This window comes from Thermoanaerobacterium butyriciformans (assembly GCF_017874545.1).
GTDB lineage: Bacteria > Bacillota > Thermoanaerobacteria > Thermoanaerobacterales > Thermoanaerobacteraceae > Thermoanaerobacterium > Thermoanaerobacterium butyriciformans.
This window is the reverse complement of sequence record NZ_JAGGLT010000020.1, coordinates 42,330-63,317: the sequence shown is the minus strand read 5'-3', so window position 1 is coordinate 63,317 and position 20,988 is coordinate 42,330. Positions and strand designations below refer to the sequence as shown.

Here is a 20,988-nt window from a genome sequence, read left to right as displayed (position 1 = left end):
AGGCAGAACGAAGGAATTAAGGACAAAGATCCTGTGAGACATGGGAGGGTATGCCACATGAGCTTAAGTGGAATCCATAGGCCAAAATATGGAAAAACAACAGAAGCTTATTTGGGTTACCTATCACATGTAAAATTCATGAATAAATAGCATTGATATACATGAGGGCTTCTTTGAAGATCGTGAGAATCTGAGAATGAGTGAGATATTAAAAGAAAATCAAAGATTATAGAGGGAGGCAGAAGTTATGTTAAACCTGCTTACGATATTGGCTGAGAGATTTGGCATGATATGTTAGACTATTTTTTCTTATGATATAATCAAAATAGGTGATGTAGATATGAGTAAAATAATAAAAAATAATTGTACGGAAGAGGATTATGAAAACTGGCCGGAAGATGAAAGAGTTGAATTGATTGATGGACAGATATATGTGATGGCACCGCCATCAAGAATACATCAAGAAGTTTCAATGCAATTGTCAGTTTTAATATATAATTATATTGCTTCAAAGGGTGGAGGATGCAAGGTTTATTCTGCGCCATTTGACGTCCGGCTAAAAGATAAGAATAATAAGGTAAGCAGAGTACAACCTGATATATCTATTGTATGTGATGAGAAAAAGTTAAATGATAAAGGGTGTGATGGTGCTCCTGATATGATAATAGAGATAGCCTCACCATCTTCTTTGTCAAGAGATTATGTTGTAAAAGTGAATTTGTACCAAAACTCAGGTGTAAAGGAATACTGGATTGTGAATCCATATAAAAAAAGCATTATAGTTTTTAAAATGAATCAAAATGATGAATACAGTGATGTAGAACAGTACAGCTTTGACGATATTATTAAAGTTGGCATATTTGGAGATCTAAAGATAGATTTTAAAAACATATCGATGTAAAAATCAATTAGACGTAATTGGAGATGAAATTATATTAAACATGCTTATTTCGTTGGCTGAAAGATTCAGCATGATAGGCATCATAGGAACGTATGTAGGTATTCCTAATAGATGGTGCTATTTTCTGTGGTAGAATGTTGCAGCTTCTCAATACTTTTCGAAGCCTTTAGTTTTCTCGATAATAATTTTGCTATTAGCTGTAGCTATAAGCATCGATTGTGTAACGAAGTGGATTAAGATATACAGGGAAATGCATTCACAAAATGTAGTTGCAAATTTAGAAACATCCAATTAAAAGCAATAAATAGGACAGGTGAAGGCCTGTCCTTATGTACTAATATTCTTCTTTTCTTACTCCAAACTCAGCGGATTCAACCCATTCATTAGAGTGATTCAACAATGTTATTATGTCTTCGATTATACTATAATGCTCTTCTTCCTGTTTTATAAGGTATTTAAAGATTTCCCTTTCTTCTTCATCATTGGTGTCATCTAAGAGATTTTTATAGAGATCTATGCTTTCTTTTTCTTTATCTAAGATTAGATTGTATCCATCAATTTGTCCCGGTATGTCTTTAATATTTGTTTTAAAATTTTTTGCGTTGAAAAATATATTTTTAGCCCTTTCTAAATCCCTATCATCTTTTAATTCAAATGTAATTTCATTCATTTTGTTTTTTAGTATTTCTGCATGTGTCATTTCATCTTTTGCCATCTCTTTAAATACATTGTAAAGTTCGTTGTCTTTATTTAATTCAGCTTGATTATTGTAGTAATCTACACCATCAAGTTCCATTTTGATTGCATACTTTAAAGGATTCATATAATCATCTCCATTATCAATAAATAATAATTTTTCTTTAATAATATTATAACATTATTTGCTAATTAATTAAATAGGAAAAAAATATTTCTTTATAAATTCTTTATAATTTAGTTTTATAATACAAACATCAAACAAAAAGATGGGAGAAAGGTGGTATATTATGGAATATATACTTGAAACGAGAAATTTAAAAAAGTCTTACGGGAAACACTTAGTTGTAGATGACATTTCATTAAAAGTTCCCAAAGGATCTATATATGGGCTTCTTGGACCTAATGGCGCCGGTAAATCTACTACATTAAAGATGTTAACTGGTCTACTGCATCCAACATCAGGAGAAATATTTGTATTTGGAGAGAGATGGCGGAGAAAACATCTTGATAGGATTGGCGCACTTATTGAGGCACCTGCACTATATGGCAATTTGACGGCGTATGAGAATCTTTTAGTTCACGCAAGATTAATCGGAATTGATGATGAGAGGATTAAAAAAGTTTTAAAAATTGTAGGTTTAAATGATACAGGCAAAAAGTTAGTATCACAATTTTCTACAGGCATGAAACAGAGATTAGGCATTGCCATAGCATTATTAGGAAGTCCCGATTTGTTAATACTTGATGAGCCATCTAATGGTTTAGATCCTATAGGCATACAAAATCTTCGAGAATTAATAAAGTCTTTTCAGAAAATGGGGATTACAGTAATATTATCAAGCCATATTTTGACGGAGGTTTCAAAGCTTGTCGATACAGTAGGCATTATAAGCAATGGCAAGCTTAAATATCAAGGAACAATAGACGAAAAGCAAGACATTGAACAGTTATTTTTTAATGTAGTGAGAGGTGAAAAAAATGATTAGTATCTTGAAATCGGAAAATTTAAAGTACAGAAGAACATTTATGAGAAAACTTATTATATTTGCGCCGCTGTTTTTTGTGCTGTATGCACTGCCACAGAAGATATTTATGCCTGCAAATTATCTTATGCCATGGCAACTTCTTATTGATTTGGTTTACAATTGGTGGCCGGTAATTTTTATACCGATTGGCTTGGCACTTTATGCATCGCTGGTAGCTTTGCATGAGAAAAAATCTGGCGGATATCGAAGTATAAAAAATCGTAATGTTCCTCTACACAAAATATGGATAGGCAAAATATTGATAATGGCCTTTTATACATTTTTGTCAACATTGGTTTTGATTATTGCTATTATTATGACAGGGACAATAACGGCAGGTGGAGATATTCCTTGGGTTAAAATAATTGCAGGAGGATTTTTTACATGGGTTACATCGCTTGCTCTTATTCCTTTGGAATTATGGCTGGCAACTATGAAAGGAACATTTTATAGTATTGCTTTAGGGTTTGTAGGACTTATTATCGGTGTGATTGGAGCTTCGAAATCATATTGGATCTATATTCCATGGAGCTGGCCAATAAGGCTTATGTGTCCAATAATAGGTGTTCACCCTAACGGTACATTATTACAGATTAATGACTCTTTAAGAGATCCATCGGTAATCCCGATAGGCGTTATCGTATCGGTTTTAGCGTTTTTGATATTCTCAATTCTTACTATGATTTGGTTTCAAAGGAGAGATCTAAATTGATGAAGATATTGCATTCTGAAATAATAAAGACTAAACGTACGCCTTTAAGATATATTACATTTTTGATTCCGGTATTGTTTTCATTTGCGCTTCTATGGTACTCATCAGTAAGATCTTTATCTGATTTTTATATACATCAAGCCTTTTTTGAAATCTGGACAGCATTGTTTGTTCCGATTATGGCTGGCTTATTATTTGGTTTGGCTGCAAATCAGGAGGAGAACGCTGGAGGTTTCATAAACTTGTTTTGTAATAATTTTAAAAGGAGCAATTTATACATTGGCAAATTCATAATTATAGCATTATCAATGCAGATAAGTATGATGATTTCGATAGTTATTTTTGGAATTGGATTTGAAATATTACGTGGGAATTTTCCGTGGGTCATCTATATAGCGTCTTTTATCTTAGAATCAATCGGCGCATTATCATTATTGTCTATATATATGTGGATTAGTTTTGCATGGGGATTGGGAGCATCAATTGGAGTTGGTGGTTTTGGCATGTTAGTTGCTGCGCTTATGTCTACCAACTTAGGCAATAGTATATGGACTTATATCCCATGGGCATGGCCTGTGAGGTTATCGGAACTTCCTGGTGCATATCTTCTTTTTACATCAAGCATGACATATCCGCCTAAAATAATATCGTCGGGAGAATTGATTAATCAGATTGCCAGTGGGTTCATCTTTGCTTCATTGTTTTTTATATTTATGATTGTTGGTGGTATAATATGGTTTAAGGGATGGGAAGGCAGGAAAATGTATGAGTAAAATATTAATTATTGATGATGAGAAAGAAATAGTTGATTTGTTGAAAGATTCGCTTGAAAGAAAGGGCAATATTGTTCTGACTGCTTATAACGGCAAGGAAGGAATTGAAAAAGCTAAAGAAATGCCGGATCTTATAGTGCTTGATATAATGATGCCTGATATTGATGGGTATGAAGTTTGCCGCAAGATAAGGGATACTGTAATTTGTCCCATCGTATTTTTAAGTGCAAAGCAAAGCGAAATGGACAGGATAAAGGGCTTTGCCTTAGGTGGCGATGATTATGTTGTAAAACCATTTAGTTTAAAGGAATTGTTAGCAAGGATTGATGCACATTTACGAAGGGAAAAACGAGCAATTTTATTGAATGAAGAAGGAAAAAGGACTTTATTAAATTTTAAGAACATTACTATAGATTTAAAGTCGCGGGAAGTGATGGTGAAGGGGAATCCTATTGGGCTTACAAAAAAAGAATTTGATGTTTTAGAGCTTTTGTCGCTTCATCCTGGTCAAGTATTCTCAAAAGAGCAGATATATGAAAAAGTATGGGGGTTTGATGCAGATGGCGACACTACTACAGTTACAGAGCATATTAAAAATATAAGAGCAAAAATTGAAAACCTTGATCCTGATACAGAATATATTAAGACAGTGTGGGGAATAGGTTATAAATGGGAGAAGTTTTTATGATATTTAAAAATAAACCACTGAAGGCACAGTTTATTATATCTTTTATTTCTATATTGATACTGAGTATATTGGCAACTATAGTGACGTATTATATAGGATATTTGTTGTTTTTAAATATTCAGTATAAAAAGGTTTATCCGGCGAATTACTATGAGAAGATGATTCCTTCAATTGAAAGCAAGATTAGAGGATATGGGGCTGATATATTAAATATTAATAATAAAAGCAAGATTGACAAAATCATACCAAAAGAAGGTATTAAGTATCAGGTGATGAATCAAAATGGCGATAAAATATATGGCACTGACAGTCAAAAGCTGATTAGGAATAGAGACGAGCTTTTTAAAATTATAAATACGACATTTGGTATAAAAGGTAGCTATTATAAAGTCATACCGATAATAAATAAGCAAGGTATGATAGAAGGCGCTGTTTCGTTGTCATATACATTAACGCCTTATTTTATCAACAAGTCAGACAAATTTTTTTACGAGCCATTGTTTATAATAATACTATTTTCGCCGTTTATTTACATCGCTTTATTTACAATACTTTTTTCTATGGAATTTACTAAAAATATAAGAAAGCCTTTAAATTTGATTATTGAAGCGTCAAGAAAAATAAAAGAAAGAGATCTTAATTTTGATATTGATTATAAAGCGGATAATGAACTTGGTAGTTTATGTGCAGCATTTAATGATATGAAAGATGAATTAAAAAATTCTCTTATCACCCAGTGGAAAGTAGAGCAGGAAAGGCACGAAATGGTGGAATCTCTTGCCCATGATTTGAAAACACCTATTTCAATAATCAGAGGATACGCTGAATCATTGTTTGATGATTGTATAGACGACAAATTAAAATTTAAAAAGTATTTAGATGTGATTGTTGAGAACGCTGATAAATGTATAAAGATTGTGAAGATGATGCTTTTTATGTCTGAATTAGATGATTCATCAGCCAATCTTAATTTTAGTCAAATAAATATAAAAGATTTCTTGACACATAAAATAGATGAATATAAACAAATTTCAAAAGACAAAAGTTTAAATTTCGATTTAGATATTTTAGACCTAAGGCATGATAAAGCGATGGTATATATTGATGTTCAAAAGTTTGAGAGGATAATGGATAACATCGTTATTAACAGCGTGAGATATACGCCTAAATCACGAATGATAAAGATAAAATGTAATATCGATGAATATAAAATAAGTATAACAGTTTGTGATTCGGGCAGCGGATTCAGCAAGAAAGACTTAACACATGTTTTTGAAAGGTTTTACAGAGGAGATATGTCAAGATCATCAGAAGATGGACACGTCGGTCTGGGACTTTACATTGCAAAGAAGTTGGTAGAGGCTCATGGCGGCAAAATAGAAGCTTATAATAGAGATGGCGGTGGTGCTTGTATTAAGTTTGATTTAAAATATGAAAAGAGTGTGTAAAACCTTAACGACAATCTTGACACGGGGTATATAATAAAAGTGTATTGTAAAATTTACATAAGAAGGTGTCAAAATTGAATAGAGGTTATATCTATCTTATTATAACTGTGCTTTTCTTCAGCACTTACGAGGTTGTAGGAAGAACACTGACGGGCATTGTAAATCCACTTCAGATAAATTTCATCAGGTTTTTTATAGGCGGACTTATATTACTGCCTATTGCCATAAAAAATATTAAAAGCAAAAATCTTCACATAACGTTTCAAGATTTTATGCTATTAGTGTTAATAGGACTTACTAATGTGGTATTCAGCATGTCATTTTTGCAGATAGGGATAAACATGACATCCGCCAGTCTTTCTGCTGTAATATTTAGCTCAAATCCTCTTTTTGTAATGATCACTGCTTCAATTTTGTTAAAGGAAGAATTAAATCGCACTAAAATTTATGGTTTGATACTGGGTGTAATAGGTTTAATCATAGTGTTTTATAAACAGATGGTTTCAGGTGGAAACCATATTATTGGAATCGGACTCCTCATTCTATCATCGATCATGTACGGTGTATACACAGTATTGGGAAAGAAATTCACTGTTAAGTACGACAGCGTTGTAATGAATTCACTTTCCTTCATAATAGGAAGTTTGCTTCTTATTCCTTTGCTTTTGTACAACAAATATCCTGTTTTTAGTTTGCCGCTAAAGGCTATTCCGCAGATGCTGTATTTAACTGTATTTGTTACAGGCATTGCATATTACACTTATTTCTTAGGTTTATCGAGTGTAAATACTGGTGTAGGATCTATGGTTTTCTTTGCAAAGCCGATACTAGCCAGCATAATTGCAGCAATATTTTTATCAGAAAAAATTACTATCCAGCTTGTAATCGGAACAATCGTAATACTTATAGGAATTTTAATTGTGCAGAAAGACAATATAGCTTTATTTAGCAGTAAAAATGCTGATGAAGAGATATAGCAAATTAAAATATTATCCCATACGTCTCCAAGACCCAGTTTGGCATTGAGAATCGTGCTGTCTTAAGTGGGTCAACAACTTGAGATATTTGGACATTGCCAGATATACTGAAAAGGGTTGATATTTCTTCTATTGATAGGTCAGTGTTTTTTTGAAAAAGTTCTGCCATATCCTTTACTGCTGTTTCTATAGCTTTTGATATTGATTCGTTCGATGCGATTGTAGCTGTTACTTCATTTGTCTTTACAAGTGGATTATTGAGCTTTAAGTTTTTTAAAACTCTAAGCCCAACTGTAACGGTGCCGCGTACTTCTACGCCTGATACGCCTATTTCTCCATCCCCCATTACAGCATGTAAATCTCCTAATGCGAAAAGTGCACCATCTACAAATACAGGCAAATAAAGCTTAGAGCCTTCTCCTATAAGTGTTGTATCCATGTTCCCTCCATGAGAACCAGGCGTGCCGCAGTTTATCTCACTTTCCTTTGGAGCGACGCCTATTACACCTATCATGGGCTTTACAGGGAGTGAGAGCTTTTCATTAAAAATGACTTTTCCATCATTTATTTCAACTACTTTTGAATATAGATCATTCATCATATGACCTAAAACTCCCAAATCTTTCCCTGTTGCAACGACGCCTTTGTCATCAATTTCGATTTTCTTGATTGTCACTTCAAGTGTGTCGCCTTCTTCTGCACCATTTACATAGATTGGACCTGTTGCAGGATTTACTTTATCCCAATCCATTGTCTCTAACTTGTCATCATTTGTTTTAATTTGGCATGAAAAACAATCTAAAGTTTCTATCTTCACCTCCTCTCCATCGTTTACATAAAGTACAGGATCATTGTGTCTTGAAAAGCTAAAGATGCACTTCTCGTTTGCCAATTCATACATATTCCAACATCTCCTTTTTATGTAAACTATTCAAACACATTATAGATTTTAAAGTTATAATATTCAACTGACTGTTCTCTCCCACAAGTGAGGGAGGTTCTGTTTACTTGAAGGCCTCTCTTGTACTCTCAAGATGCGTTGTACGATTAATCTGCATATTGTGTCTTCTACATCATACAAGTACTGACCTCTTTCAACAGACTTTACTATCTATATCTCTTATGAGATATTAGCGATAGCTTAAGGCATGGAGTCTACATCCCTTAAAATCATTATACTATTGCAGCAATAGTACTTCAAGTGTTGTCAAAAGAACACATAAGCATTCATCCTTGTTACAAGTAACGAGGCTTTCTGCTAAGTTTCTTGTAAAACTAATTGTAGTAGTACTATTTTTTATTTAGCATATTTATTATGCTATAATATAGTAAAACAAGAATTTTCTACAATACTCTCATTATCAGGAGATGATAAAATTGGCATTTACAGAAATATCAATCAAAAAAGCATTTACATTTCTTGAGCCGGGACCGGTTATACTTGTTACGACAAAGGAAGGTGACAAAAACAATATAATGACTATATCATGGCATATGGTTATGGATTTTGCCCCACACATTGCAATATCAACAGGAGCGTGGAATCATTCATTTACAACGATGATGAAGACGAAGGAATGTGTGATAGCAATACCTGATGCTGATATGATTGAGAAAGTCATAAGAATCGGTACGGTATCAGGTACGGAAGTTGATAAGTTTAAGGAATTTGGACTGACACCGTTGCCTGCAAAAAGTGTAAAGGCACCTCTTATAGATGAATGTATTGCTTGTATAGAGTGTAAGGTTGAGGATTATATTGAGAAACATGGGATTGTTGTACTGGAAGGAATTCGCCTGTGGTTAGATCAAGATAAAAAAGGGAAACCTACATTTCATGCCAATGGCGATGGTACTTTTACAGTAGATAGTGATAAGGTGCTTAATTACAGGAGTATGATGGAAAAATGGATTCCTGAGGGTGTGTGAAAAAGCAACAATCGGGTTTAAAATAAACGGGGGGATTTTTTTGAGGCTTATAAAGAGGTTTGCATCGTATTACAAGCCACATATATGGCTTTTTATTCTTGACATGGTATGTGCATTTTTCATATCAGCGTCGGATCTGGTATTTCCGATGGTGACAAGAAATGTGATAAACAATGTTATACCAAATAAAGATTTTAGCCTTATATACAGGTTTGCAATACTATTGGCTATTATGTACTTTGGAAGGATGATACTTGAATACATAGTTGGATACTACGGGCACGTGTTGGGAGTAAGCATAGAGTACGATATGAGAAAAGATGCTTTTTCACATCTTCAGAAACTTTCTATGAACTATTATGACAATACAAAGACAGGTTATATAATGTCAAGGGTTGTCAATGACTTAAATGAGATAGCAGAAGTAGCACATCATGGTCCAGAGGACCTTTTTTTGTCTATCATAAGGATAATAGGCACATTCATACTTTTGCTTACAATTGATGTGAGGCTGACACTGGTTGTATTTACCATAATACCTTTTATGTTTATATACATGTATATTTACAACAATAAATTTGAAGTTATATGGAAGAATGTCCGTGAAACGCAGGCACAGATGAATGCCACATTGGAAGAAAGCATTACGGGAATAAGGGTCGTCAAATCATTTGTAAGGGAAAAATTCGAAAAATTAAAATTTGACAATAAAAGCTCTATGTACAAAAGCGCAAGGTCAAAAGCAGTTAAGCATATTGGCATATTCGATTCTAGTGTAAATTTTCTTTCTAATATATCAGTTGTGATAACTCTTGCAGCAGGTGGTTACTTCATATCAAAAGGACTTATAAATACAGGTGACTTGGTGGCATACATAATATACATAAGCCAGTTTTTGCAGCCTTTGACTGTTCTTTTGCGGTTTATAGAGCAGTACCAGCAGGGAATGGCTGGTTTTAGGCGATTTGTGGAGCTTATGGATACAGAGCCAGAGATAGCAGATAAAAAAGGTGCGATAGAGTTAAAAAATGTGAAAGGCGATATTGAGTTTGACAATGTCACATTCAGCTACGACAATAAAAGAGAAGTCTTATCAGGAATCAATCTTAAGATAAAACATGGAGAGACGGTGGCAATAGTAGGGCCGTCAGGTGCAGGTAAGACCACACTTCTAAGCCTTATACCGAGGTTTTACGAGATAGATGCAGGCTCCATAAAAATTGACGGTATAGATATAAGAGATGTGAAGCTATCATCGCTTAGAGAAAATATAGGCATTGTCCAGCAGGATGTATTTTTGTTTTCGGGCACAATAAAAGAAAACATCGCATACGGTAAATTAGATGCCAGTGACGAAGAAATAATCAATGCGGCCAAAGCTGCAAACGCCCATGACTTCATAATGGAGCTAAAAGATGGATATGACACGTACATTGGCGAAAGAGGCGTTAAATTATCTGGTGGACAAAAGCAGAGAATATCTATTGCAAGGATGTTTTTAAAAAATCCTCCGATACTTATACTTGATGAAGCAACATCATCACTTGATAACAAAAGCGAATCGATTATCCAGCAGTCTATTGAAAATCTATCGAAAAACAGGACTACCCTCATAATCGCCCACAGGTTAGGAACTATAAGAAATGCTAAGCGTATAATCGTACTTACTGAGAATGGAATAGAAGAAGAAGGTACACATGAGGAGCTTATGAAGAGAAAGGGCGTGTATTATAATTTGTACAACTACCAGCAGGAAAATTGGACGATAGAGTGAAATATCCTGTACAAGTCAGATAATTTGTGTTAAAATTAAATAAAAGTTAATATTTTGTCTGGGGAGCTGGGGTGATAGCCCGGCTGAGAGTTAGCAGCTATTTCTGCTATGACCCATAACCTGATCTGGATAATGCCGGCGTAGGGAGTACAGTGGACTTTAAGTGTGCTTATCCGGCACACTTTTTTCATTTTGTATTTCCTCATGGCAAATAAAAAAGGAGGAATCGATGTGAGAAAGTTACTTACAATTGCAGGCTCTGACAGCATTGGTGGAGCTGGCATAGAGGCAGATTTAAAAACGTTTTGCGCCCTTGGTGTATACGGCATGTGCGTCATAACGGCAGTTACGGCACAGAATACTGTAGGAGTTTTTGATGTAAGGGAGATGGATGCAGATATCATCAAAAAGCAGATTGATTGCGTATTTGAAGATACAGAAGTAGATGCTGTGAAAATAGGTATGGTATCCAGCCAAGAAATCATTGACGCTATTTCATCATCACTTAGAAGATGGAATCCAAAAAACGTCGTATTAGATCCTGTAATGATATCAAAAAGCGGATACTACCTTCTAAAAGAAGACGCCATAGACGCATTGAAGACAAAGCTTTTGCCTATGGCAGACATAATAACGCCAAATATACCAGAGGCATGTGAACTTACTGGTATGAATATTGAGGGAATTGAAGACATGAAGGAGGCTGCCAAGAAAATCATCGATATGGGTGTAAAAGCCGTCGTCGTAAAAGGCGGTCATTCAGTAGAAAATGCTACTGATGTGTTTTTCGATGGAAATGAATTTTTAAGTTTACCACAGGAGAGGATTGACACCAAAAATACACATGGGACAGGATGTACATACTCTTCTGCAATAGCTTCATATCTTGGAAGAGGATTAAGCTTGAAAGATGCCGTTATAGGCGCAAAAAGCTATATAACAGAGGCTATTAAAAATTCTCTTGAGATAGGTAAAGGAGTAGGACCTGTAGGACATTTAGTAGATCTTTATAAGAAGGCAGGTATAGACTATGAAGATTAAGAACTCGACGTTATTTTTGATATGGGCAGGTGCGGCCATATCGATTGCAGAGGTTTATACAGGTTCTTATTTTGCACCATTAGGCTTAACTAAAGGTATTCTAAGCATATTATTGGGTCACATAATCGGCACTTTGTTTTTTGCTTTAGGAGGGCTCATGTCTTATAAGGTTAAAGAGCCTGCAATAGAGTCCACGAAAGGTGTTTTAGGCGAAAAAGGCATGGTATTTATAGGTTTTTTAAACGTGCTTCAATTAGTTGGCTGGACGGCTGTCATGATAATACAATCTTCAAAGGCATTCAATGGTGCTATTGGTATGTCTACTTCTTTAGGGATTTTTATTGTAGGCGTATCTGTTTTGGTATGGACATTATTCTTTGATAGTGAAGCTTACTGGATAAACAATATTGCTGTTATGCTTCTGTTTATCCTGACTATTTTCGTAGTTGTGTTTTTAAAAGGAGGGAAAATAGCGACAGTAACGGGAGACATGAGCTTCAGTGGTGCAGTAGAGCTTGCCGTTGCCATGCCTGTATCATGGCTTCCATTGGTAGGAGATTACACCATAAATGCTAAGGATGGAAAGTCCAGCTTTATATATACATTTGCGGGATATTTCATAGCAAGCTGCTTCATGTATTTTATAGGACTTTATGTGGCTTTGAAAACAGGCGGAAAAGACATAATCTCATATTTTGCATCAATAAAAACGGGAATTGTACCGCTTCTTATTATACTTTTGTCGACGGTTACAACGACTTTTATGGATGTGTATTCCGCCGCCGTTTCAACACTTTCTATTGTAAAAGCTAAATTAAGCAGAAAAAGTCTGCTTATTATATATTCCATTGTGGGGCTTATTGCTGCATATTTGTTCCCAATGGATAATTACCAAAACTTTTTGTACGCCATAGGAAGTGTATTTATTCCCGCATATACGGTTGTATTTGAAGATTTCTTTTTGATGAGAAGCAAAAGCGATAGCTTCTTAAATGTGCCTGCCACGATTTCTTTTGCAGTAGGTACGATATTCTACAATTATCTTACGTATTTTGGTACAAATTTATCGAAATGGTTTATAACGCCAACTATAGGAACGATTATTTTGACTGCTGTAATTTATCCATTGATGAAATCTGTGCATAGAAGAGAGGAGAAAATTTATGGTTGAAGAAGCAATAAAGGTTTTAGAAAGATTAAAAAAAGAAGTGCCGCTTGTCCACGCTATAACAAACTACGTTGTCATTAACGACAATGCCAATGCTTTACTCAGTATTGGGGCATCTCCTGCAATGGTGATGTCGCCTGATGAAGCGTATGATTTTACAGCAATTTCAAATGCTTTGTATGTAAATATAGGCACTATAAATAATGAGACTAAAGAGACAATAATCAATTCTGTAATATCAGCAAAAGACCACAAAAAACCAGTTGTCTTAGATCCTGTAGGATGTGCTGCCATAAAAAGCAGGGTTGACTTTGTAAATATGCTTTTGAAAATAGGAGAAATAAGCATTATTAAGGGAAACGGCGGAGAAATAAAGGCTCTATCAGGTGAAAGTGCAAATGTGAAAGGTGTAGACTCCCTTGATGATAGCGGAAATGTTGACTCTTGTGTAAAACTTGCAAAGTTAACAAATACGGTTGTCGTGTCGACAGGAAAAGAAGACTATATAAGCGATGGAAAAAGAGTAGTAAAAGTTAAAAATGGTACGCATTTATTTACAAAGATAACAGGTGCGGGATGTACTTTAGGCGCAATAATAGCGGCCACATCAGCTTGCAGCGATGACAAAGTGATATCGTCATTGGCAGCTCTTCTTGCTATGAATATATCTGGTGAGTTGGCTGAGAAAGAGTGCAATTTACCTGGAACATTCAGGGCAAAATTCATAGATTATCTGTACCTTATAGACTCTGACATGATAAGGAAATACGCTGATATTGAAGTATTGGAGGCATAAGAATGAAAGATTTTGATGTATCTCTTTATTTGGTTACTGACAGAAACCTTTTGAAGGCTGGTAGAGATTTTTACGATGCCGTAGAAGAATCATTAAAAAACGGCGTTACTATGCTGCAGCTTAGGGAAAAGGATATTTCATCGAAGGAATTTTATGAGATTGCTGTAAGATTAAAAGATATTGCAGCAAAATACAACGTTCCATTTATAATAAATGACAGAATCGATATAGCACTGTCTGTTGATGCAGATGGAGTTCATCTAGGTCAAGAAGATTTGCCATGCAGCATTGCAAGAAAGATCATGGGCGATAATAAGATAATTGGCATATCTGCTGGATGCGTAGATGAAGCCGTAGAGGCAGAAAGAGATGGTGCTGACTACATAGGAGCAGGTGCTGTATTCTACACAGGTACAAAGAAAGACATAGGCGAAGCAATAGGGCTTTTGAATTTAAAAAAAATAAAAGAGGCAGTAAAGATTCCTGTTGTCGCCATTGGAGGCATAAAATACAGCAATGCACCAGATGTAATGAGGACAGGCGTCGATGGAATATCCGTCGTATCAGAGATAATGGCGTCAGATGATGTAGGTTTTGCCACAAGGCGCTTAAAAGAGGCTATATCAAAGTAGGTACGAAAAGCACATTCTTGCAAATAGGATGTGCTTTTTTGTATATACCTTTTTTTGAACTAGAAAAGTGTTATAATAATTAAAAGAAAGAATACTAAAATGGTGGTGGTAAAAATGAGTGCATTAAAAGAAAAAGCTCATAGAATAATTGACCAGTTGCCCGATAATAAAATGGCAAAAGTAATAAATATACTGATTAACATAAAAGAGATTTTAGAGGATTCTGAAAAAGAAATAGACGATTACGATATGCAATTAATTAAAGAAGCTGAACAAGAACAAAAAAAAGGTGAATATGTCTCCTTTGAAGAAATTTTAAAGGAGGCTGGATTGAGTGAAAAAGACTTACAAGATTGAAGTATCTAAAAAGGCATCAAAATTCATATTAAGTCAACCAAAGAATCAAAAGGAAAGATTATTAAAAGCAATATATAAATTACCTGAGGGTGAGATATTACCACTTAAGGGATACGAACCAATGCAAAGAATAAGAGTTGGAGATTATAGAATTATATTTGAAATTGATGAAAACCAATCGCTAATTCGTGTACTTGCAATTGGTAATCGTGGTGATATATATAAGAAAATATAATAGCTAAAAATGTAAGGTATATGTGGAAAGAAAACCATCGGTTATACCAGTAGATATTTATTAAAATCTTTCAGCTTCTGTCAACATCTTTTTTTATCAAAAACCTGCAAAGGTAGATTATGATAAAAGAGCATAAAACCATTATAACAGAAAGGCTTAAAGCGTAATTTAAGTCACTTTGCATTGCAGTGTATATGGCTAGTGGCATTGTTCTCGTCTTTCCCTCTAGATTGCCTGCGAAGATGATAGTTGCTCCGAATTCGCCAATAGCTCTTGCCCATGTGCTTATCAATCCAGTTATGAGAAATCTCTTTGTTATCGGTATGTATATGGCTGTCATCAATTTAAAATCGTTAACACCAATTAATTGTGATTCTTCCCAAATTGTTCTATCAACAGCCATAAACGAAGAATAAGCTGCTTTGATGTAGTATGTGGATGATATGAAAATCTGTGCTAATATTACGGCTATTACTGTAAATGATATTTGTATGCCTATTGAACTTAAGAATTTTCCTATGATGCCTTCTCTACCAAATGCCATCAAAAGGGCAATTCCTGCAACTGCAGGAGGTAAAACTGCAGGTATGTCTACAAGGTATTCGGCAAATGTAGATATTTTTCCTTTTTTAAATGCAATACAGTATGCAAGAGGTGTTCCAAATAAAAATGTAATGACGACGGTCACACTGGATGATATGATACTAAGGAGTAGTGCATTGATTGCAGGACAAGATGTGATTTCAGCTACTATTATATTTAAAGGAGTTTTAATTATTAGCGAAATAAAAGGTATTAATAAGAAAAAAATTAAAATTGATGTAGTTAAATAAATATACGCCATTTGAAACACCTCTTTAATAATTATCCTTTCATTATAAATCCGTAATCCTTTAGTATTTTCTTTCCATCTCCATTTAATAGAAAATCTAAAAATTTTGAAGATAAAGTCTTGTATTTAGTATTTTTAACGATAGCAGCAGGATATGTTGCAATGACATTGTATTTATCAGGTATGTTAATAATTTTTATTTTATCCAAAAAGGGCTTTGCATCAGTTACATAAACAATGCCAGCGTCTGCTTCACCCATTGCAACCTTTTGTGCAACATCTGTGACAGTTACTTCTTTTGTGACGACATTTTTAAGTGTTGCTTCCTTGAACCCTTTATAGTCAGCATCGATTTTTGACAGCATATCAAGCGCATATTTACCTGCAGGGACAGATTCATCTGCAAGAGCTAATTTCACGCCGGAGTTTTTTATATCCATAAAGCTATTTACACTGCTGTCTTTATATGCAATGACAGTAAGCTTGTTATATAATAATGTTTTAGGTTTCTCAACAAGTTTTTCGCTGTAAAGTGGCGTCATGTTTCTTTCATCAGCAGAAATAAATATGTCAGCGTATGCTCCTTGTTCTATTTGCGTCCTCAATGTCTGGCTTCCAGCAGAATTTAAGATTATTTTTACACCTGGATTTAATCTTTCAAACTGCTTGACAACTGTATTCATAGAATCTTTTAAGCTTGCAGCAACAAAAACTGTCAAGGATTTATTGCTGCTTTCACTGGCGTTTATATCGCATCCTGTTATCATTATAATGATTAAAAAGATAGACATTAGAAGCCAAATTATTTTTTGATCCTTCATTATTTATCACCCTCAAAATTTATCAAATAATCTTTAAGCACATCTTCTATAAAGCTGGGGTTTACGTATGCTTTGATTCCTCTTTCTTTGAGCCGCATTATGGCTGCATTTCCTATCATGCATACGAAGACTGCCTCGCAATCTTTGATTTTTTCTATTACAATATTCATTCTGTCGTTAAAATCATCGCCTCCACATGCATTTATACATTCTCTGACTTCACGGACAATGTAATTTCCATCATCATATAAATCGACGATGATAAATCTTCTTGCATGTCCAAAATGTTCGTTAACCATTTTGCCATCTCTTGATGCGATAGCAATTCTATGCATCATATGTCATCACCTAAAAGTCCTGCCGCATCAGCTCTGCACTGCCTGCAGTGGTACATCTGACTTATAATTTTTGAATTTTGAAGCCTCACTTTTTCAAGTTCATTGCACTTGGGAGCTTTTAAATGTGAAAATTCAGCTTGTGGAATAAGCGGCATTATGTTCATGATGTACACACCAAGTTCCTTTATTTTTTTTGCTATATCATCTATGTGCTTATCGTTTATGCCAGGTATCAAGACAGTATTGACCTTCACAAGTAATCCGTTATCACAAGCAGCTTCTATGCCTTCTAGCTGTTTTTCTATAAGCAATTTTGCTGCATCTATTCCTCTGTACGTATTATCTTTATAAATTGCATAATCGTATATTTCTTTACCTATGTTAGGATCTATAGCATTTATTGTCACTGTGATTGTACTTACACCGCAGTTTATTAGAAGAGGTAGCTTATCGCTTAAAAGCAGTCCATTTGTGCTTAAGCATTTGATCATGTCTTTAAATTCTAAGGAAATCAATTTAAAAGTTAAGAATGTCTCATCGTTGTAAAGTGGGTCGCCGGGGCCTGCTATTCCTATGACAGAAATGCGAGGCTCTCTTTTTAACATCTTTTTAGCATATAATATTGCTTCATACGGATCCATAACTTTAGTTGTTACGCCGGGTCTGTTTTCATTTACGCACCCTGTCTTTCTGTCGCAGTATTTGCACTTTATATTGCACTTAGGTGCTACAGGCAGATGCACCCTGCCGTGATATAAAGTCGCATCAGGATTAAAACATGGGTGTCCAAAACCTACCGTATTAAATTCTTTATTCATTTTCATCCTCTCCTTATAAAAAATTTTGGAGCCTTTAACCGACTGATTAAAGGCTCCAGTGCCTAAAAAAGTCTTTAACCAAATGGCTAAAGACTTCTTCGTCTTTTATTTTTTTATTTATGAAAATTATTGAAAATATAATAGCATAGTATATTTTTAATGTCAATACTTTATTTTTGTAAAGTATTAAAATTTTTTGCTTGACATTTAATAAAAATACTGATATCATTGTTAACAACAATAAATTTTTGCTAAACTTTCTTACTACATAATTTTATTTGACATATCTATTTTGCTTTATCCCAAAAGACAGCTATAATTTAGTTCATGACTTAAATAAAAATGAATATTAAATTTATAATATTGTAATAAGCAAAGGCGCTTTTCTAAAAATGAAAAGTGCTTTTTGTTTTGGCAATGGAGCCATGTATATATATTTTCACTGTATATATGCATGGCGTTATTTTGTTAGGGGGTGATGATTTTGGCGTTATTGTAATTTTTATCTAGATACTAATAAAAAATATAAAGATATTGAAAAATTTAAGGAGGTTTTTAACGATGAGACAAGTAGCTATTTATGGTAAAGGTGGTATTGGAAAATCAACAACGACACAAAACACTGTTGCAGCATTGTCAGAAATGGGTAAAAAAGTCATGGTAGTTGGATGCGACCCAAAAGCAGATTCAACAAGGCTTTTGCTTCATGGATTAAATCAGAAAACAGTTCTTGACACTATAAGGGATGAAGGTGAAGACATAGAACTTGACGATATTATGCGTTCTGGCTATGGCAATACAAAATGCGTAGAATCAGGCGGCCCTGAGCCAGGCGTTGGCTGTGCAGGGCGTGGTATCATCACATCGATAAATATGCTGGAAAACTTAGGAGCTTATGAAGACGACCTTGATTATGTCTTTTATGACGTCCTTGGTGATGTCGTTTGTGGTGGTTTTGCAATGCCTATTCGTGAAGGCAAAGCAAAAGAAATATATATAGTGGCTAGTGGTGAGATGATGGCGATGTATGCTGCAAACAACATCTGCAAGGGAATTAGAAAATATGCAAATCAAGGAGGAGTGAGGTTAGGCGGTATTATTTGCAATTCTAGAAAAGTTGACAACGAAGAAGAACTACTAAAGGCATTTTGTAAAAAACTAGGGACACAGCTTGTATACTTTGTCCCAAGGGACAATATCGTCCAGAGGGCTGAGATAAATAAAAAGACTGTCATTGATTATGATCCACAGGCACCACAGGCAGATGTGTATAGAGAGCTTGCGAAAAGAATTGATGAAAATGACATGTTTGTGGTACCAAATCCAATGCCAACAGATGAACTTGAAAAACTCCTCATAGAATATGGACTTATGGATTAATTTGAAAGGAGGTCTATAAATGATCGAAAGAAATCATGCTCAAGATGATATGATGGAAAGTCTAGTTGAAAAAAACAAAAAATTGATTGAAGATATTACAGAATCTTATCCTAAGAAGGTTAAAAAAGAGAGAAAAACGCACCTTGTAGTGATAGATCCAAGCGAGGAGCAACATATAATGGCAGATCTTGCTACGATCCCAGGAATTATGACAAACAGGGGATGTAGTTATGCAGGCGCAAAGGGTGTCGTTTTTGGACCTGTAAAGGACATTCTTCATTTGACACATGGACCAATTGGATGTGGATACTACACATGGAATACAAGGAGAAATCTTGCAGAGCCAGAAGAAGGCTATAACTATTTCATAAAAAATTGCTTTTCTACTAATATGCAGGAAAAAGATGTAGTTTTCGGCGGTGAGAAAAAGCTTTATGGCGCCATAAAAGAAGCGTATGAAATCTTTAAACCAAAAGTTGTAGGCATATACGCTACATGTCCTGTGGGACTTATTGGTGATGACATAAAAGCTGTCGCCAAAAGGGCCGAAGAAGAGCTGGGCATAAAAGTAATTACTGTAAGCTGCGAAGGTTATAAAGGTGTCAGCCAATCTGCCGGTCATCATCTTGCCAGCAATACCCTTATAATGGATATAGTTGGGACAGAGGAACTTGAAGACCCGACGCCGTATGATATCAACATATTCGGCGAATACAATATTGGTGGTGATGTGTGGTTAGTAAAAGATCTGCTTCAAAAGATAGGATATCGCGTTGTAAGTGTATTTACAGGCGACTCAAAATACGATGATCTTGCAAAGGCTCATAGGGCAAAACTTTCAATATTGATGTGCCACAGATCTATAAACTACACAAACCGCATGATGGAAGAAAAATTTGGAGTTCCATGGCTTAAAGTAAATTATATAGGCATAACTTCCACGATAGAATCATTAAGGGAAATGGCTAAATTCTTTGACGATCCAATGATATACGAAAACACTGAAAAAGTTATTGAAGAAGAGCTTATGAAAATAAAGCCTAGGCTTGACTATTATAAGGAAAGGCTTAAAGGCAAGAGAGCAATACTTTTTGTGGGAGGTTCTCGTGCACACCATTATCAAGACTTGCTGAAAGACATCGGCATGGAGACAATTGTTGCAGGCTATGAATTTGCCCATCGGGATGATTACGAAGGACGTAAGATAATACCTGAGATAAAAGAAGCACCACATCACAAGATACTTGACACATATCATTTTGAAAGAGTGACAGAACCAGCATATCCTCAGGAGAAAATAGAAGAAATGAAGAATAAGATGCCGGATCATTTTATGAATTATGAAGGAATGATGGTTCACATGGATGAAGGCTCCATCGTCATTGATGATTTTAATCATCACGAGACTGAAGAGCTTATAAAAGCTTTGAAGCCTGATATATTTTTATCAGGTATTAAAGACAGATATGTATTTCAAAAGATGGGGGTTCCTTCAAGACAGATACATTCATATGACTACAGTGGGCCTTACAGTTCATTTGAAGGTGCTGTAAATTTTGCAAGGGATATGGATATGGCTATAAATAATCCTATTTGGAAAGAGGTGACTCCACCGTGGAAAAAATAGCGAAAGGAGAATCAAAA

At 34.9% G+C, this 20,988-nt stretch carries 23 protein-coding genes and 1 riboswitch; of the genes, 17 read left to right on the top strand and 6 right to left on the bottom strand.

Features of this window, described 5'->3' with window-relative positions:
• Positions 1-340: 340 nt before the first annotated feature.
• Positions 341-901, top strand: coding sequence for a Uma2 family endonuclease (locus J2Z80_RS09580; RefSeq protein WP_209454188.1), 561 nt, complete (start codon positions 341-343; stop codon positions 899-901).
• 334 nt (positions 902-1,235) lie between these two features.
• Here J2Z80_RS09580 and J2Z80_RS09575 read toward each other — a convergent pair whose 3' ends face one another.
• A complete protein-coding gene (locus J2Z80_RS09575) occupies positions 1,236-1,724 on the bottom strand; it encodes a ferritin-like domain-containing protein (RefSeq protein WP_209454187.1) in 489 nt (162 codons plus the stop codon).
• Positions 1,725-1,887: 163 nt separating this feature from the next.
• Between J2Z80_RS09575 and J2Z80_RS09570 the strand changes: the two genes are divergently transcribed.
• From J2Z80_RS09570 to J2Z80_RS09545, 6 genes are all read left to right on the top strand, one after another.
• Positions 1,888-2,586: a lantibiotic protection ABC transporter ATP-binding protein gene (locus J2Z80_RS09570; protein ID WP_209454186.1), complete on the top strand. Its 699-nt coding sequence runs from the start codon at positions 1,888-1,890 to the stop codon at positions 2,584-2,586.
• Positions 2,579-3,337: a lantibiotic immunity ABC transporter MutE/EpiE family permease subunit gene (locus J2Z80_RS09565; protein ID WP_209454185.1), complete on the top strand. Its 759-nt coding sequence runs from the start codon at positions 2,579-2,581 to the stop codon at positions 3,335-3,337. Before J2Z80_RS09570 ends, J2Z80_RS09565 begins: the two co-directional genes overlap by 8 nt.
• Positions 3,337-4,110 carry a lantibiotic immunity ABC transporter MutG family permease subunit gene (locus tag J2Z80_RS09560; protein ID WP_209454192.1) on the top strand — a complete coding sequence of 258 codons (774 nt, stop codon included), beginning with the start codon at positions 3,337-3,339 and terminating at the stop codon, positions 4,108-4,110. The genes J2Z80_RS09565 and J2Z80_RS09560 overlap by 1 nt, the downstream gene beginning before the upstream one ends.
• Positions 4,103-4,798 (top strand): response regulator transcription factor, encoded by a 696-nt coding sequence (locus J2Z80_RS09555; protein ID WP_209454184.1) that lies wholly within the window; start codon positions 4,103-4,105, stop codon positions 4,796-4,798. The genes J2Z80_RS09560 and J2Z80_RS09555 overlap by 8 nt, the downstream gene beginning before the upstream one ends.
• The gene (locus tag J2Z80_RS09550) at positions 4,795-6,246 is read left to right on the top strand and encodes a sensor histidine kinase (protein ID WP_209454183.1); all 1,452 of its coding nucleotides are present in this window, start codon (positions 4,795-4,797) and stop codon (positions 6,244-6,246) included. The genes J2Z80_RS09555 and J2Z80_RS09550 overlap by 4 nt, the downstream gene beginning before the upstream one ends.
• A gap of 65 nt (positions 6,247-6,311) precedes the next feature.
• A complete protein-coding gene (locus J2Z80_RS09545) occupies positions 6,312-7,223 on the top strand; it encodes a DMT family transporter (RefSeq protein WP_349292593.1) in 912 nt (303 codons plus the stop codon).
• 4 nt (positions 7,224-7,227) lie between these two features.
• Here the strand turns inward: J2Z80_RS09545 and J2Z80_RS09540 are convergent, their stop codons facing one another.
• Positions 7,228-8,124, bottom strand: coding sequence for an acetamidase/formamidase family protein (locus tag J2Z80_RS09540; RefSeq protein WP_209454181.1), 897 nt, complete (start codon positions 8,122-8,124; stop codon positions 7,228-7,230).
• A gap of 476 nt (positions 8,125-8,600) precedes the next feature.
• Here J2Z80_RS09540 and J2Z80_RS09535 point away from each other — a divergent pair, with 476 nt between their 5' ends.
• From J2Z80_RS09535 to J2Z80_RS15005, 8 genes are all read left to right on the top strand, one after another.
• Positions 8,601-9,152, top strand: coding sequence for a flavin reductase family protein (locus tag J2Z80_RS09535; RefSeq protein WP_209454180.1), 552 nt, complete (start codon positions 8,601-8,603; stop codon positions 9,150-9,152).
• 40 nt (positions 9,153-9,192) lie between these two features.
• The gene (locus J2Z80_RS09530; RefSeq protein ID WP_209454179.1) at positions 9,193-10,926 is read left to right on the top strand and encodes an ABC transporter ATP-binding protein; all 1,734 of its coding nucleotides are present in this window, start codon (positions 9,193-9,195) and stop codon (positions 10,924-10,926) included.
• A 49-nt stretch (positions 10,927-10,975) separates the two neighbouring features.
• Positions 10,976-11,091, top strand: a riboswitch (TPP riboswitch).
• Positions 11,092-11,157: 66 nt separating this feature from the next.
• Complete coding sequence (thiD, locus tag J2Z80_RS09525; RefSeq protein ID WP_209454178.1) at positions 11,158-11,967, top strand: bifunctional hydroxymethylpyrimidine kinase/phosphomethylpyrimidine kinase; 810 nt, start codon at positions 11,158-11,160, stop codon at positions 11,965-11,967.
• Positions 11,957-13,138, top strand: a complete 1,182-nt coding sequence (cytX, locus tag J2Z80_RS09520) for a putative hydroxymethylpyrimidine transporter CytX (protein WP_209454177.1) — start codon at positions 11,957-11,959, stop codon at positions 13,136-13,138. The genes thiD and cytX overlap by 11 nt, the downstream gene beginning before the upstream one ends.
• Positions 13,131-13,931 carry a hydroxyethylthiazole kinase gene (gene thiM, locus J2Z80_RS09515; protein ID WP_209454176.1) on the top strand — a complete coding sequence of 267 codons (801 nt, stop codon included), beginning with the start codon at positions 13,131-13,133 and terminating at the stop codon, positions 13,929-13,931. Before cytX ends, thiM begins: the two co-directional genes overlap by 8 nt.
• Positions 13,932-13,933: 2 nt before the next feature.
• On the top strand, positions 13,934-14,563 hold the full coding sequence (gene thiE, locus J2Z80_RS09510) for a thiamine phosphate synthase (RefSeq protein ID WP_209454175.1): 630 nt from the start codon (positions 13,934-13,936) through the stop codon (positions 14,561-14,563).
• 114 nt (positions 14,564-14,677) lie between these two features.
• Entirely contained in the window at positions 14,678-14,920 is a 243-nt protein-coding gene (locus J2Z80_RS09505) for a hypothetical protein (RefSeq protein WP_209454174.1), read from the top strand.
• On the top strand, positions 14,898-15,155 hold the full coding sequence (locus tag J2Z80_RS15005) for a type II toxin-antitoxin system RelE/ParE family toxin (RefSeq protein WP_192403231.1): 258 nt from the start codon (positions 14,898-14,900) through the stop codon (positions 15,153-15,155). The genes J2Z80_RS09505 and J2Z80_RS15005 overlap by 23 nt, the downstream gene beginning before the upstream one ends.
• Before the next feature lie 70 nt (positions 15,156-15,225).
• On the opposite strand, the gene J2Z80_RS09495 is transcribed toward J2Z80_RS15005, so the two are convergent.
• Genes J2Z80_RS09495 through J2Z80_RS09480 form a run of 4 tightly spaced genes read right to left on the bottom strand, consistent with a single transcriptional unit; the run spans position 15,226 to position 17,964 of the window.
• Positions 15,226-15,999 carry an ABC transporter permease gene (locus J2Z80_RS09495; protein WP_209454173.1) on the bottom strand — a complete coding sequence of 258 codons (774 nt, stop codon included), beginning with the start codon at positions 15,997-15,999 and terminating at the stop codon, positions 15,226-15,228.
• A gap of 20 nt (positions 16,000-16,019) precedes the next feature.
• Positions 16,020-16,808: a molybdate ABC transporter substrate-binding protein gene (modA, locus tag J2Z80_RS09490; protein WP_209454172.1), complete on the bottom strand. Its 789-nt coding sequence runs from the start codon at positions 16,806-16,808 to the stop codon at positions 16,020-16,022.
• Positions 16,808-17,143: a NifB/NifX family molybdenum-iron cluster-binding protein gene (locus tag J2Z80_RS09485; protein ID WP_245301257.1), complete on the bottom strand. Its 336-nt coding sequence runs from the start codon at positions 17,141-17,143 to the stop codon at positions 16,808-16,810. Before J2Z80_RS09485 ends, modA begins: the two co-directional genes overlap by 1 nt.
• Complete coding sequence (locus J2Z80_RS09480) at positions 17,143-17,964, bottom strand: radical SAM protein (protein WP_209454170.1); 822 nt, start codon at positions 17,962-17,964, stop codon at positions 17,143-17,145. Before J2Z80_RS09480 ends, J2Z80_RS09485 begins: the two co-directional genes overlap by 1 nt.
• 561 nt (positions 17,965-18,525) lie before the next feature.
• Here J2Z80_RS09480 and nifH point away from each other — a divergent pair.
• Positions 18,526-19,344, top strand: coding sequence for a nitrogenase iron protein (gene nifH, locus J2Z80_RS09475; protein WP_209454169.1), 819 nt, complete (start codon positions 18,526-18,528; stop codon positions 19,342-19,344).
• A gap of 19 nt (positions 19,345-19,363) precedes the next feature.
• On the top strand, positions 19,364-20,971 hold the full coding sequence (gene nifD, locus J2Z80_RS09470) for a nitrogenase molybdenum-iron protein alpha chain (RefSeq protein WP_209454168.1): 1,608 nt from the start codon (positions 19,364-19,366) through the stop codon (positions 20,969-20,971).
• The last annotated feature ends 17 nt before the right edge of the window (positions 20,972-20,988 follow it).